Here is a 13,707-nt window from a genome sequence, read left to right on the forward strand (position 1 = left end):
GGCATGGCACCCGAACTGACCTTTGAAACACTGCGCGACACCTTCGCGGAGACCGAGATCCTGCGACCCGCCGCGGAATCGATCCCCGGCGAGATCACGCACCCGGAGACCCGTGACTTCCTTTCCCGCACGGGCCTTCCCAGGACACTGCGGAACGGCGCGGTCGACATCGACGACATCGGCGACGGCGGCTGGCAGACCCTCGGCGCCCTGTGGGAGGAAATCCGCCCCCACGGCTGGACCTGGACCATGCCGGAACACCCCGAGCGCTGGTTCTCCCTGGGCGGCATCTTCGGTTTGGGACTCCTCGTCCTGAACGGGGAGACCGGGCAGGTCTGGATCATCCCGGAAAACGACGACGAAGACCTGACGCCCGTCCACAGCGGCGTCGACACGCTCGCCTACTACATGTACGCGATCGAACGGGACCGCGAACGCTACAGCCGGGAATTCGCCCTCTCGATCGAACGGGACGCCGACGACCCCCGCGACGAAGCGGACGCCTACCTCGCGGCCGCCCGCGCGCTGGCGGCCGAACTCCACGAAGTCGACCCCACCCCGTTCGTCAACGGGATCGACGAGGCGTGGGAGGACGACGGCGAGGGCCCCTGGGCGTGGATCTTCCGCGACATCTCCGAGGGAGGATGGTCCGCCTAGAAGAACCCCTACCGTGGTACCGAACCGGTCGGCGGCTGAGACCGCTCCCCATCTCGGAAGGAAAGCGTGACGAACCAGGCGCCTCTCAACGTGGGCGCGGGCCGGCTCCCGGCCATGGCGACCGTCCGCCGATGGGCGCAGGACCACCTGCGTCCCGCCCTGTGCATGGTGACGGGCTCCCCCTCCTCCGGGAAGAGCCGCCTGATCGCCGAGCTGATGGCGGACGACGCGTTCGCCGCGCGCTTCCACGCGTTCGTCCCGCTCCGCGGCATGACCCTCGCATCGGCCACCTGGGCGCTCGCCGAACAGCTCAGCCTCCCCGGCGAGACGCCCGAAGGGCTGCTCGCCGTCCTCGCCGCCGACGCCCGGCGCACGATGATCGTCGCCCCGTCCCTCGACGAGAGCGGCACCCTCTGCGACGGCGCGGAAGCGGCGAAGATCGTCGAACGGCTGCTGCGGCCGCTGACCGACCTGCACCACGTCCGCCTCCTCGTCGAAGGGCGTCCCGAGCACCTCGCGTTCACCGCGCACGCCGACGTGATCAGCCTGGACGACCCCCAGTACACCGACCGGACCGCGTTCACCGAATGGCTCGGGCGCACCGCCACCGCCATGCGGGCCGACCCCCGCCTCGCCGCGGCCGCCGCGCAGTACTACCCGAACGCCGGCCTCGCCGAACTGGCCCTCCGCGCCGGCCCCGGCGACGACGTCGTGGGCCGCTGGCTCCGCCTCGTCCACCCGCAGGCATGGCCGGCCGTGGAGGCCCTGGCGTCCGCCTACGAGGACCTCGACGCCGACACCTGGTACCGCTGGACGACCGCGCTCACCGGCGACCCGCAGCGCGCCCGCGCCGCCGTCACCGCCGTCGTGCCCCTCGTCCAGCGCGTCGGCGACGGCTACCTCCTCGGCTGCCGCCCCGTCGTCGAAGCCATCCGGCGCGCCCGCACCCCCCAGGTCACCGCGCACATCGACCGGGCCCTCGGCGCGAGCCTGTACGCGTCCGTCCCGCAGGCCGGCGGCAGGCCCGACTGGTCCCGCGCGTCCGGCTACGTCCTGCGGCACCTCGCCCGCCACGCCGTCGAGTCCGGCGTCGCCCGGCAGCTCCTCGCCGACGCGGGCTTCCTCGTCCACGCCGAACCCATCGGCGTGACCGGGGCGCTCGAAGCGGTCCCCGGCCCCGCCACCGACGCCTGGCTGTCGGTCGGCACCGGCCTGCTCTCCGCGAACTCCGCCGCCGAGCGCGCGTCCGTCCTCCGGCTCGGCGCCCTCTCCCTCGCCGACGGCACCCTCGCGTCCCACCTCGCCTACTACGCCCAGCACGCCACGTGGGTGCCCGCCTGGGGCAACGTCCGCCCCGGCGACACCTGGCCGGGCACCGTCTCCAGCCTCGCCCTCGGCACCGAACCCGGCGTCCTCCACGGCGCGAGCATCGACGGCCCCGTCCACACGTTCTCCACCGGCGACGGCACCGTCCTCGGCCGGACGCCCGCCAAGCCCGAGACCGCACGGGGCCTCGTCCCCCTCCCCGACGGCACGCTCCTGCGCCTCGACTCGTCCGGCGCCCTCACCCTGCTCGGCCCGGACCCGGACGACACGCTCCTCGCCCGCCTCACCGGCAACGCGCCCCTCAGCGCCCTCGGCGCCGACCCCGCCGCCTCCACGATCGTCCTCGGCGACCGCTCCGGCGCCCTGCACGCCGTCCGCCCCGGCACCGACGACACCGACCGGTGCGACACCCCCTTCGGCCCGATCCAGGCCGTCACCTGCCTGACCACCCCCGACGCCCGCCTCGCCGTGTTCGCCGGCTCGGACGGCGCCGTCCGCATGTGGAACATCGGCGCCGACCTCCTCGACCAGCCCGCCGCCCGGCGCCCCACCGCCGTCTCCGCCGTGGCCTCCGCCCTCCTCCCGGACGGCCCCGCCTTCGCCGCCGCCTGGGTCGACGGCTGGATCTGGTTCTGGCGCTCGTCCCAGCCGGACATGCTGCTGGCCCCCTTCGGGCGCCCCGTCCGCACCCTCGCCCTCGCCCCGGACGGAACGCTCTACACCGGCGGCGCCTTCGGCGTCGTCGCGCTCCGCCCCGGCCGTCCCGCCGCGACCGCCCCCGCGAACTGAAAGACTGGCGCCATGACGGAAGACCTCGGACCCCGCTTGCGGAAGCAGTTCGGCCCGAAGGGCCTGCGGCCCCTCACCCCCCAGGCGCTCGCCGGCACGGCGCTCCCGCCCGCCTCCGTCACGTCCCTCGCCGCGGGCGTCCCCCTCCAGGTCGGCCCGTACTTCACCGCGACCGACCGGGAGTCCCTCACCCTCGGCGACCACGCGACGGCCACCGACGCCCGCCGCCTCTCCCCGACGCTCTCCACCTGGTGCCGCCTCGGCACCGACCAGGGCGCCGAGATCTGCGTCGGCCCCTCCGGCGCCGTCCAGGCGGTCTTCATCGCCACCGACGCCGCCCCCCTGCACGTCAACGACACCGCCGAAGCCTTCCTCGACTCCCTCGCCGCCCTCGACCGCGCGCTCCCCGCCCTCCGCACCCCCGGCCGCCGGGACCCCCTCGACGTCTTCCGCGAGCTCCGCGCCCGGCTCCTCCAGATCGACGCCGCCGCCCTCGACGACGACGAGTCCTGGTGGTCGCGCGTCCTCGAGACCATCCGGCACGCGCTCAGCTTCCCCGCGTCCGTCGCCTTCGAGGTCGAAGGCATCGGCGGCCGCCGCCGCATCGAGACCGAACAGACCCGCGTCGGCGTCCAGCACCCCGAGCATCTCCTCTGGGACCGCCTGCAGGCCCAAGGCGTCCGTCCGGAGCAGGTCACCCGCGTCTACACCGAGCTCGAACCGTGCCTCATGCCGGGCAACTACTGCGCGATGTGGCTCACCCGCTTCCCGAACGCCGACTTCACCTACAGCCACGACTACGGCGCGACCGCCCAGGACCGCGAAGCCGGCCTCCTCGAACTGATGCAGCAGGCCGCCACCAAGTGACCCGTCACCAGTAGAGGTAGACCTCGACCAGGAAGTTCCACCCGGAACTGGTCACCTGCTGGAACCGCACAACGGCCTTGTGCCCGTCCCGATAGAAGACCCGCTCGCACCCGTCCCGGAAGCACTCCGCGGCCTCCGCCTCGGTCATGCTCCCGACCCCCCGCCCGAGCCACCGCACGATGTCCTCGACCGGCGACACCCTGCACCCGCCGTACCCGGGAGCACACGCCTGCTCCAGCCGAACGTACGCCTTCTCCCGGTCCGCGAACCCCTGCGTCCGGACGAGCGTGTCGGCGTACCCCATCTCCCAGCTCCAGTCCTCGAGGTACTGCCGAGGCCGGTACTCGCTGAAGTAGTACACACCCCCGACTCCACTCACCAACAGCACCACGAGCCCCACCAACACCAGCGGCACAACCAGCGCACTCTTCCGCCGCCGAGGCCGATAAGGCGGCAACCCCGCATAGGGCTGCGGCACCCCACCCCCATAAGGCGGCCCATACGGCGGCTGATTCATCCCGCGAGCGTACCGACCCACCCCGTCCGATTCACGGCCCTTGCCACTCCTGGCCGTCCGGCGGTACGCGCCCGATAGACGCGGTCACCGTGACTGCGCGAACGCACCGACCCACGTCGACGGCGCTCCGAAAGTCGACCGTCTCACTTCCCATTCCGGGCGCGAACCTCGTCGGCCACCCTTCGCGCGGCCTCCCCGGTGTCTTCGTGCGCCCAGATGCGGATGACGTGCCAGCCCGCATCGCGGAGAAGGGCGTCGGTCTCCCTATCTCGCTCCCGATTCTTCACGATCTTTTCGGCCCAGTAGTCGGCGTTGGTGACCGATTTGGTGTGGTGTTCGGGACAGCCGTGCCAGAAGCAACCGTCGAGGAACACGGCCACCTTGGCTCGCGTGAAGACCATGTCCGCGGTACGCCTGACCTTCGGCAACGGCAGCCGGGCGGACACCCGATAACGCAGTCCCATGGCATGAACCGCCCGCCGCAGCGCCAACTCGGGCTTGGTGTCCCGACTCTTGTTCGCCTGCATGCTCTTGCGCACGCCCTCACTCGACGCGCCCACCGGCCTGACCGCACCCATACCCCAACCGTATTGAACACCCCGGACACTCACCGGCCACTTGGAAGCATGCACAGGACGTTGACTCGCCGTCCGTGGCCGGTGTCGGACATTTGCGAGTGGCCGGAAAATCCCCATACGACGCTATGGACGAATCTCGCCGTTACCAGGTGGGCGATGACCAAGGGTGGGTGATGTCCGTGTCGGACGTTGAGGCGGAAGGCGTCGAGGGCCAGGGCGCGAGCGAGGGGTCGTGGTTGGGGCGGGGGGTTGCTCTGTTCACGCCGGTGTTCGCGGTGTTCGCGGGGTGGTCGGCCGGGGTCGTGGCTCAGCTGGTGCCGGGAGCTCAACTCGATGAGGCGCAGGTGACCACGTTCATGGTGGCGGCGACCACGGCGGCACTCGGATCCGGGTGGAAGTGGCTGCAGGGGTGGCAGCAGCATGAGCGGTTCGTGGCCGAGGGCAAGGCCGCTCCTGTTAAGCGGCCCCGCTCGTCGAAGTAACCCCAGGGGCCCGGCGTACTCGTTCGCCGTTCATGTCCAGCGGAAGGTTTTGGTGGCGGTGGCTACTGCGGCGAGGGTTGTGGTGGCTAGGGCTGCCAGGGAGGTTATGTCGGGGGTGGTGCCTTGCCAGGTTGCGGAGAGGGCGTCTAGGGCGGCGCCGTAGGGGAGGTGGGCGCCGGTGGTGGAGAGCCAGTCGGGGAGGTTTTGGCGGGGGCCGAAGCCGCCGCCGGTGGCCATGGTGGCGAAGAAGAGGAGGAGGCCGATCGCCACGGCGGAGTTGGGGGTCGGGGCCAGGGCCGCCACGAGGAGGCCCACCGCGAACATCGTGGCCGTGGCGAGGGCGAACACGGCGAGCGCGGCGAGGGGCGAGCGGGGCATGGTCGCGTCGAACGCGTAGCGGGCGAGGAGGAGGGCCAGGGTCACGCCCAGGAGGGTGTGGGCCAGGGCCACCGCGGCTTGGGCGGCCAGGACGGACAGGGGGTTCGCGGGGGTCACCGAGAGGCGGCGGAGGATGCCTGCTTTGCGGTAGGCCGCGAGGAAGGACGGCATGTTCACGATGCCGATCAGCGCCGTGATCATCGTGAGGGTGAGGGGCAGGACGTACGCGTCGAAGGCCGTGAGGCCGGCGAAGTCGGCGGTCGGGTCGGACGAGCCCAAGCCGTTCATCACCATGATGAGGGCCGGGAGGGCGAAGGGGACGACCAGGCCGGCGGTGTCGCGGGCGACGAGCTTGGCCTCGGTCCAGGTGAGCAGGGCGTACGCGCGGGGGGTCACTCGAACCTCCGGCCGGTGAGGGCGAGGAACGCGTCCTCGAGGGTGGCTTCTTCGAGGCGGGTCTCCGTGGCGGTGATGCCGTGGGCGAGGAGGGTCGCGGTGACCGTGTGGAGGAGGTTGCCGCCGCCGGTGATGGTGGTGCGGTCCCCGTTGCGGACGATGCCGGTGATGTCGGCGTCCGCGAAGACGGCGGGGTCGAGGGGTGTCGCGGTTTTCACGTGGACGCGCTGTGGTGCGTCCACGCGGGCGATGAGGTCGGCGGGGGTGTCGAGGGCGATGAGGCGGGCCCGGTCGATGACGGCGACGCGGTCGCAGAGGCGTTCGGCCTCGTCCATGAAGTGGGTGACGAGGAGGATCGTGACGCCGGTGTCGCGGATCTGGGCGATGAGGTCCCAGGTGTCGCGGCGGGACTGGGGGTCGAGGCCGGTGGTGAGCTCGTCCAGGATCGCGATGCGGGGCTTGCCGATGAGGGCGAGGGCGATGGAGAGGCGCTGGGCCTCGCCGCCCGAGAGCGTGCTGTACCGGCTGTTCTGGAGGTGGGTCAGGTTCAGGTCGGCCATGAGTTCGGCCGGGTCCGCGGATTCTGCGTAGAACGAGTGGTAGAGGGCCACGGCTTCGCCGACCTTGAGGGCGTCCGGGAGGTTGCCGTGCTGGAGCTGGACGCCGAGGACCCGGCGGAGGCGGGCGCGGTCGCGGACGGGGTCGAGGTCCAGGACGCGGACGCGGCCGGAGTCGGGACGGTGCAGTCCGGCGATGCACTCGACGGCGGTGGTCTTGCCCGCTCCGTTCGGGCCCAGGATGCCGAAGATCTCGCCGGGTTCGACGGTGAGGCTGAGGTCGTCGACGGCGAGCACGTCGCCGTGCCTCTTGGTCAGGGATTCGACTTCGATCACGGTGGGGACGGTAGGCGGCGCGGCGCGTCCTGTCGGGTGCCCGTGGTCACGTGACTTGTGGCACGGGCCGTCCCGCACGGACCGGCCGTACGCTCGGGGGATGAGCGATTCGCGGCTGGAGCGGTGGGGGACGGCGTGCCTGCTGGGCGTCTGCCTGGTGATCGCGTGCCCGGTCGCCCTCACGCAGCTGGCCGGGGAACGGCCCACCGTGGGGCCGGTGTGGCTGTGGTGGGGCTGCTACGCGCTGTTCCTCGCGTCGTTGTTCGTGATGTTCCTGTCGGCGCGGCCGCCGCGGCTGCTCGGCACGGTCGCAGTGACGGCCGCGGCGGCCGTGCTGCTCGCGCCGCATGTCGCGTGGACCGCGATCGTGCTCGTCTTCGTCACCGCGATCGCCGCCCACCTCGCCGGGCCCCGGACGGTCGCGGTGGCGCTGGTGGGCAACAGCGTGGTCGCGGGCCTCGCCGCGGTCCTGCGGGACGGCTCGGTGATGGACGTGGTGCTGTCCGCGGCCATCTACGGGATGCTGCAGGTGTCGGCCGTCTGGGCCGTGATGAGCGAGCGGCGGAACGCGGAGACGAGCGAGCGGCTGGCGGTCGCGAACACCGAGCTGCGCGCGGCGACGGAGCTGCTGGCGGAGTCGAGCCGGTCGGGCGAGCGGCTGCGGATCGCGCGGGAGCTGCACGATCTCGTGGGGCATCAGCTGACGGCGCTGGTGCTGGAGCTGGAGGTCGCGGCGCACAAGGCGGACGAGCCCGCGAAGGCGCACGTGGACCGGGCGCGGGGGCTCGCGCGCGACCTGCTGGGCGACGTCCGGACGGCGGTCGGCGAGCTGCGGGGACGGGCGGTGCCGCTCGATCGGGCGCTGCAGGAAATCGTGATGGATCTGCCGCGCCCGCGGGTGCACCTGCGCGTCGAGGAGGTGGAGCCGGACGAGGCGTCCGCGGCGGCGCTGATCCGGTGCGTGCAGGAGGTCGTGACGAACGCGATCCGGCACGCGCGCGCCGACAACCTGTGGCTGGAGGTCGTGCGGGAGGGGGACGGCGTGGTGCTGAACGCGCGGGACGACGGGTGCGGGACGAGCGTGCTGCGCCTGGGGAACGGGCTCGCGGGGATGCGGGAGCGGGTGGGGCAGCTCGGCGGCGACGTCGCGTTCGACACGCGCGAGGGGTTCGGCGTGCGGGTGCGGGTGCCGTCGTGACGGGGGCGATCCGGGTGTGCGTGGTCGACGACCAGACGCTCGTGCGGCAGGGCATCCGGCATCTGCTGGAGCTGTCGCCGCAGGTGACGGTCGCGGCGGAGGCGGCGGACGGGGACGAGGCCCTGCGGGTGGTCGCGGACGCGGCGCCGGACGTCCTGCTGCTGGACCTGCGGATGCCGGGACGGGACGGGATCGCGACGCTCGAGGCGCTGCGGGCGCGGGGCATGGGCGTGCCGACGCTGGTGCTGACGACGTTCGACGACGACGAGCTCGTCCTGCGGGCGCTGCGGGCGGGGGCGGACGGGTACCTGCTGAAGGACGTGACGCTGGAGGAGCTCGTCGGGGCGATCAGGACGCTCGCGGGCGGGGGGTCGCTGGTGCGGCCGGCGCTGACGGAGCGGCTGCTGCGGGCGGTGCCGCGGCTGCCGGAGCCGATCGACGACCTGCCGCCGCCGCAGCCGCTGACGGAGCGGGAGCTGGAGATCCTGCGGCTGCTGGCGGGCGGGTACGCGAACCGGGAGATCGCGGACGCGCTGCGGCTGGCGGAGGGCACGGTGAAGAACCACGTGTCGAGCCTGCTGGCGAAGCTGGGGGTCCGGGACCGGACGCGCGCGGTGCTGCGGGCGCTGCAGCACGGGCTGCTCACCAAGAATGGATCTTGAACGGGCGACGGAATGGCCACGCGGTCATTGTTGGACCACTCCTTTGAAGCGTCCGGATTTGCCCGGCGACGCGAAAGTCAGGTACCTCTGACCGGTGGTTCCCTGCGGTGCGGCCATTGCCTGTGAGAAGCTCCCAAGGTCGCCACGGGACAATGGAGATCTTGTGCTGGACAATTTGCACGCGGGTCCGACGGCGCTGCGCATGCAGATCGGCGCGCGGCTGCGGCGGTTGCGGGAGCGGAACGGGATCGGACGGGCGGAGGCCGGGCGGGCGATCCGCGGCTCGGCGTCCAAGATCAGCCGGCTGGAGCTGGGACGGCACGGGTTCAAGGAACGGGACGTGCTCGACCTGCTCGATCTCTACGGCGTGACGGACGCGGCGGAGCGGGGGACGCTGGTCGAGCTCGTCCGGGAGGCGAAGCGGCCCGGCTGGTGGACGGCGTACGGCGAGGTGGTGCCGAGCTGGTTCGAGCAGTTCCTCGGGCTGGAGCAGTCGGCGACGACGATCCGCAACTACGAGGTGCAGTACGTTCCCGGCCTGCTGCAGACGCGGGAGTACGCGCGGGCCGTGATCGGCCTGGAGCACCACGACGCGCACCCGGACGAGCTGGTCAAGCGGCTCACGGTCCGGATGAACCGGCAGGCGGTGCTGCACCGGCCGGTCGGCGCGGCGGCGCTGTGGGCGATCATCGACGAGGCGGCGCTGCGGCGCCCGATCGGCGGGCCGGCGACGATGCGCGGCCAGCTCCGGCACCTGATCGACGTGGCCGAGCACCTGCACAACGTGAACATCCAGGTGCTGCCGTTCGCGGCGGGCGGGCACCTGGCGCTCGGCGGCCCGATCACGATCATGCGGTTCGCGCAGTACGACCTGGACGACGCGGTGTACCTCGAGCAGCTCACCGGGGCGCGGTACCCGGAGGGGGCGGAGGCGTCCCGCTACCAGGAGATCATGGATCTGCTGGCGATCCGCGCGGCGCGCCCCGCCCGGACGATCGAGTTCCTCAAGGACCTGCTGGACGAGTCCTGAACCGGGCGGCGCTCCACCGCCCGGGGGGCGTCCCTCACCCGGAAGCGGGAGGGGCCGCGGTGGTGCCGCCGCTAAGGTCGCCCGCATGGATTCCGCCGTGACGGTCGCGGCGTTCGCCGCCGGGACGCTGCTCAACACGCTGGTGCTGGCGTTCGGCGCGCGGCGGCTGCTGAACATGCGGTTCTCGCTGTTCCGGACGGTCGTCGCGGGGGCGGCCGGGCAGGCGGTGGCGAGCCCGGTCGCGGGCGCGCTGTTCGCCGGGATCGACCCGCGGCGGCAGGTGCCGACGACGCTGTGGTTCATCGTGCTCGGGTTCGCGTGCGCGGTCCTGGTGTCGATGACCGTTCTGGTGCTGTGGGAGGCGTTCATCCCGACCGGGTCGATCCCGTCGCCGCTGTACTGGTTCGGCAGCGTCCGGTCGCGGATCTCGCGGACGCGGCGGTACTGGCAGATCTCGTTCATCTTCCTCCGCCACGGGTTCGGCCCGTACCTGCGGGGGCGCGCGCGGCGGGAGCCGAGCACCGAGAACGAGCGGGTGCGGCTCGCGCGGTCGCTGACGGAGGCGCTGGAGCAGGGCGGCGTCGCGTTCGTCAAGCTGGGGCAGGTGCTGTCGACGCGCCGGGACGTGCTGCCGCCGGAGTTCGTCGCCGCGCTGGGGCGGCTCCAGGACCGCGCGGCGCCCGTCCCGTGGGAGCGGATCGAGCAGGTGATCCGGGACGAACTGGGCGCGGCGCCCGAGGACGTGTTCGCCGAGTTCGACCGGACGCCGCTGGCGGCGGCGTCGGTGGCGCAGGTGCACACGGCGCGGCTGCGGTCCGGCGAGGACGTGGTGGTGAAGATCCAGCGGCCGGGGATCCGGACGGTCGTGGAGCGCGACCTCGACATCGTCGGGCGGCTCGCGCGGACGCTGCACCAGCGGGCGGGGTGGGCGCGGGCGTTCGGGGTCGTCGACCTCGCCGCCGGGTTCGCGGTCGCGCTGCGGGAGGAGCTCGACTTCCGGGTGGAGGCGCGGAACATGGCGTCGGTCGGGGCCGCGCGCGGCACGGACGTCCTGGTCCCGCGGCCGTTCGACGACCTGTGCACGGGCCGGATCCTGGTGATGGAGCGGCTGGCGGGGACGGCGCTGAGCAAGGCGGGCCCGCTGATCGACGAGCGGGGCATGGACCGGTCGAAGCTCGCGCAGGCGCTGCTGGACACGCTGCTGCGGCAGATCGTCGTGGACGGCACGTTCCACGCCGACCCGCACCCGGGCAACATCCTGCTGCTCGACGACGGACGGCTCGGCCTGATCGACTTCGGGTCGGTGGGGCGCCTCGACACCGAGCTGCGGGCCTGCCTGCAGCGGCTGCTGCTGGCGATGAACCGCGGCGACACGGTGGGCGTCACCGACGCGTTCCTGGAGATGGTGGCGCGTCCGGACGAGCTGGACGAGCAGGGCCTCGCGCGGGCGCTCGGCGCGTTCATGGCGCGGCACCTCGGCCCCGGCAGCGCGCCCGACATGACGATGTTCACCGAGCTGTTCCGGCTGGTCGCGCGGTACGAGCTGGCGGTGCCGCCGGAGATCGCGGCGGTGTTCCGGGCGCTGGCGACGCTGGAGGGCGGGCTGACGGAGCTGGCGCCGGGGTTCGGCATCGTGACGGAGGCGCAGTCGTTCGGCGAGACGTACCTGCGGGAGCGGCTGCGGCCGTCGTCGCTGCAGGAGGCGGTGACGGAGGAGGTCATGGGCATGCTCCCGATGCTGCGGCGGCTCCCGCGCCGCCTCGACCGCATCACCGCCGCGGCCGAGGCGGGCCGGCTCACGCTGAACGTGCGCCTGTTCGGCGACGAGCGCGACCGCCGCACCGTCACGGGCCTCCTGCAGCAGGTGCTGCTGACGATCCTGGCGTCCACGGCGGGGATCATGGCGGTGATGCTGCTCGGCCTCAAGGGCGGCCCGGCGATGGCCACGGACGTCTCCCTGTACCAGTTCCTCGGCTACTGCATGCTCGTGGTCTGCTCCGTCCTGGCGCTGCGCGTCCTGGTGGTGATCTTCCGCAGGTGACCGGGGCGCCGCGCGGCGGCCGTCCCGGCGCCGAGCAGCGCGGGCACGAGGAGGAACGCCGCACCGGCCGTCGCCATCGCCGCCCCCGTCGCCGCGACCAGCACGGGCACGGCGGGCTGCGCGACGCCCCAGGACGACCCGAAGAACGCGAACCAGCGCGGACGTTCGGGTTCCGGCGCGGTCTCGGCCACCACGGCCTGCCAGCGCCCTTGCAGGACGCTGTCGACCGCGGCCCACGCCACGTACGCCGCGACGAGCAGCGGGACCGCCCGTCCGGCGGCCATCACGAACGCGAGCACGCCGAGGACGGCGGTGCCCGCCGCGAGGACGCGCCCGTGCGCGAACGCGTCGAGCCCACGGCGGCCGAGGCGTCCGGTCAGCGGGGCCAGGAGGGCGGCGCAGGTCAGGGCCGCGCCGGGCAGCCACTCGGGCGCCCCGCGCTCCAGCAGGACGAGCGGCATGAACATGACCACGGCCAGGTAGCCGCACGCGAACGCCGTCCCGGCGAGGGTGAGCCGGACGAGCGCCGCGGACGGCCGCCAGCGCCCGCGTCCCGCGATGGCCCGGCGGACGGGTTCGCGCTCCAGGAACACGTACGCGACGCCCGCCGCGACCAGGCACGTCCCAGCGTCGACGACCGCGAGCCAGCGCGCGCCGATCGGGAGCAGGACCGCGGCGATCAGCCCGGCGACCGCCCCCGCCGCGACCAGGGACGTGCCGAGCAGCCCGTAGACGTCGCCGCGCCGCTCCTCCCCGGTGAGCCGGGCCAGGGCCTCCTGCGTGGCGGGCTCGTAGAGCTCGAACACGAGCCCCGCGAGCGCGACCGCGGCCAGCACCTGGACGGGCCCGCGCGCGGCGGCGAGCAGCAGGAGGGCCGCGCCCGTCGCCGCCAGGCCCGCGACGATCAGGGTGCGCGGCGGCAGCCGGTCGAGCAGCAGCCCGCCCAGCCAGCGGGACGCCAGCGCGGCCGCGCCGAAGACCGCGAGCGCCTCCGCGGCGAGGCCCGGCCCCGCGATGACCGCCAGGAACGGCATCACGTACGCGCCGAGCTGGTTCAGGACGCGCACGCCGACGAGCGCCCGCACCGGGCGCGGCAGTTCTCTCCACACCCGCGCACCCTACGGGGCGCCACCGACAGAATCCGGTGCGTCATCCCCACAGGTCGCACGGCAATCTTCGAACATGTGTTCGCCGACAGCGGGTACGGTGGGGAGCATGCTGCAAGGGTCGCTGCTGGACTTCACGGACGGGACGGGTCCGCGGCCGCTCGCCGACGCGCGGCGGACGCGGCTGTCGCACGGGGCGTGGATCGACGTGCTCCCCGGCTGGATCCCCGACGCCGACGCGCTGTTCGAACGGCTGCTGTCGTCCGTCCCGTGGCGGGGCGAGCGGCGCCGGATGTACGAGCGGGTCGTCGACGTGCCGCGCCTCCTCGCGTTCTACGACGAGCACGCGCCCCTCCCCGACCCCGTGCTGGCCGACGCGAAGGCCGCGCTCGACGCCCACTACGCGTCCGAACTGGGCGAACCGTTCCGGACGGCCGGGCTGTGCCTGTACCGGGACGGGCGCGACAGCGTCGCCTGGCACGGCGACACGATCGGGCGGGGCGCGACGCACGACACGATGGTCGCGATCCTGTCCGTCGGGGCGCCCCGCAGCCTGCTGCTGCGGCCCCGGGGCGGCGGGCCGACGATCCGGCGCGACCTCGGGCACGGCGACCTCATCGTCATGGGCGGGAGCTGCCAGCGGACCTGGGAGCACGCCGTCCCCAAGAGCGCCCGCGCGACCGGGCCGCGCATCAGCGTCCAGTTCCGCCCGCGCGGCGTCCGCTGACCCTCCGCGGCGCACCGAACCGGCGCGGTATCGCCCGGCATCTCACGGAATGGCACCATG

14 protein-coding genes are annotated in these 13,707 nt (G+C 73.3%); 9 read left to right on the forward strand and 5 right to left on the reverse strand.

All coding sequences use genetic code 11. The features are described from left to right. The first annotated feature begins 3 nt into the window (after positions 1–3). The 3 genes from H505_RS0120690 to H505_RS0120700 all read left to right on the forward strand — a co-directional run bounded on the left by H505_RS0120690 (position 4) and on the right by H505_RS0120700 (position 3,639). Complete coding sequence (locus H505_RS0120690) at positions 4–657, forward strand: SUKH-4 family immunity protein (protein WP_026403505.1); 654 nt, start codon at positions 4–6, stop codon at positions 655–657. 66 nt (positions 658–723) lie between these two features. Further along, positions 724–2,772 (forward strand): WD40 repeat domain-containing protein, encoded by a 2,049-nt coding sequence (locus H505_RS0120695; protein ID WP_157433072.1) that lies wholly within the window; start codon positions 724–726, stop codon positions 2,770–2,772. A 12-nt stretch (positions 2,773–2,784) separates the two neighbouring features. After that, positions 2,785–3,639 carry a nucleic acid/nucleotide deaminase domain-containing protein gene (locus tag H505_RS0120700; RefSeq protein ID WP_084550588.1) on the forward strand — a complete coding sequence of 285 codons (855 nt, stop codon included), beginning with the start codon at positions 2,785–2,787 and terminating at the stop codon, positions 3,637–3,639. Between the two features lie 4 nt (positions 3,640–3,643). Here H505_RS0120700 and H505_RS0120705 read toward each other — a convergent pair whose 3' ends face one another. Continuing rightward, complete coding sequence (locus tag H505_RS0120705) at positions 3,644–4,000, reverse strand: hypothetical protein (protein WP_125621424.1); 357 nt, start codon at positions 3,998–4,000, stop codon at positions 3,644–3,646. A 299-nt stretch (positions 4,001–4,299) separates the two neighbouring features. Then, positions 4,300–4,734, reverse strand: a complete 435-nt coding sequence (locus H505_RS0120710; RefSeq protein WP_084550591.1) for a very short patch repair endonuclease — start codon at positions 4,732–4,734, stop codon at positions 4,300–4,302. A gap of 125 nt (positions 4,735–4,859) precedes the next feature. On the opposite strand from H505_RS0120710, the gene H505_RS0120715 reads away from it, so the two are divergent. Beyond that, positions 4,860–5,216, forward strand: coding sequence for a hypothetical protein (locus tag H505_RS0120715; RefSeq protein WP_026403510.1), 357 nt, complete (start codon positions 4,860–4,862; stop codon positions 5,214–5,216). 30 nt (positions 5,217–5,246) lie between these two features. On the opposite strand, the gene H505_RS43325 is transcribed toward H505_RS0120715, so the two are convergent. Then, complete coding sequence (locus tag H505_RS43325; protein ID WP_034519002.1) at positions 5,247–5,990, reverse strand: ABC transporter permease; 744 nt, start codon at positions 5,988–5,990, stop codon at positions 5,247–5,249. Beyond that, complete coding sequence (locus tag H505_RS0120725; protein WP_026403511.1) at positions 5,987–6,883, reverse strand: ABC transporter ATP-binding protein; 897 nt, start codon at positions 6,881–6,883, stop codon at positions 5,987–5,989. Before H505_RS0120725 ends, H505_RS43325 begins: the two co-directional genes overlap by 4 nt. Positions 6,884–6,983: 100 nt before the next feature. Between H505_RS0120725 and H505_RS0120730 the strand changes: the two genes are divergently transcribed. From H505_RS0120730 to H505_RS0120745, 4 genes are all read left to right on the forward strand, one after another. Further along, positions 6,984–8,081, forward strand: a complete 1,098-nt coding sequence (locus H505_RS0120730) for a sensor histidine kinase (protein ID WP_051300955.1) — start codon at positions 6,984–6,986, stop codon at positions 8,079–8,081. Further along, complete coding sequence (locus tag H505_RS0120735; protein WP_026403513.1) at positions 8,078–8,743, forward strand: response regulator; 666 nt, start codon at positions 8,078–8,080, stop codon at positions 8,741–8,743. The genes H505_RS0120730 and H505_RS0120735 overlap by 4 nt, the downstream gene beginning before the upstream one ends. A 163-nt stretch (positions 8,744–8,906) precedes the next feature. Beyond that, the gene (locus H505_RS0120740) at positions 8,907–9,773 is read left to right on the forward strand and encodes a helix-turn-helix domain-containing protein (RefSeq protein WP_034519003.1); all 867 of its coding nucleotides are present in this window, start codon (positions 8,907–8,909) and stop codon (positions 9,771–9,773) included. An 85-nt stretch (positions 9,774–9,858) separates the two neighbouring features. Beyond that, positions 9,859–11,814, forward strand: coding sequence for an ABC1 kinase family protein (locus H505_RS0120745; RefSeq protein ID WP_026403515.1), 1,956 nt, complete (start codon positions 9,859–9,861; stop codon positions 11,812–11,814). Here H505_RS0120745 and H505_RS0120750 read toward each other — a convergent pair. Continuing rightward, on the reverse strand, positions 11,748–12,923 hold the full coding sequence (locus H505_RS0120750) for an MFS transporter (RefSeq protein WP_157433074.1): 1,176 nt from the start codon (positions 12,921–12,923) through the stop codon (positions 11,748–11,750). The two genes, H505_RS0120745 and H505_RS0120750, sit on opposite strands and share 67 nt — an antisense overlap. 106 nt (positions 12,924–13,029) lie before the next feature. Between H505_RS0120750 and H505_RS0120755 the strand changes: the two genes are divergently transcribed. After that, positions 13,030–13,647 (forward strand): alpha-ketoglutarate-dependent dioxygenase AlkB, encoded by a 618-nt coding sequence (locus H505_RS0120755; protein ID WP_199747832.1) that lies wholly within the window; start codon positions 13,030–13,032, stop codon positions 13,645–13,647. The last annotated feature ends 60 nt before the right edge of the window (positions 13,648–13,707 follow it).

Origin of the sequence: Actinomadura rifamycini DSM 43936 (assembly GCF_000425065.1) — a bacterium.
Lineage (GTDB): Bacteria > Actinomycetota > Actinomycetes > Streptosporangiales > Streptosporangiaceae > Spirillospora > Spirillospora rifamycini.

Excerpts from the sequence above, each read along its gene's own strand:
- H505_RS0120690 (WP_026403505.1), top strand. The coding sequence starts at position 4 with ATGGCACCCGAACTGACCTTTGAAACACTGCGCGACACCTTCGCGGAG.
- H505_RS0120700 (WP_084550588.1), top strand. The coding sequence starts at position 2,785 with ATGACGGAAGACCTCGGACCCCGCTTGCGGAAGCAGTTCGGCCCGAAG.
- H505_RS0120710 (WP_084550591.1), bottom strand. The coding sequence starts at position 4,734 with ATGGGTGCGGTCAGGCCGGTGGGCGCGTCGAGTGAGGGCGTGCGCAAG.
- H505_RS0120715 (WP_026403510.1), top strand. The coding sequence starts at position 4,860 with ATGGACGAATCTCGCCGTTACCAGGTGGGCGATGACCAAGGGTGGGTG.
- H505_RS0120730 (WP_051300955.1), top strand. The coding sequence starts at position 6,984 with ATGAGCGATTCGCGGCTGGAGCGGTGGGGGACGGCGTGCCTGCTGGGC.
- H505_RS0120745 (WP_026403515.1), top strand. The coding sequence starts at position 9,859 with ATGGATTCCGCCGTGACGGTCGCGGCGTTCGCCGCCGGGACGCTGCTC.
- H505_RS0120755 (WP_199747832.1), top strand. The coding sequence starts at position 13,030 with ATGCTGCAAGGGTCGCTGCTGGACTTCACGGACGGGACGGGTCCGCGG.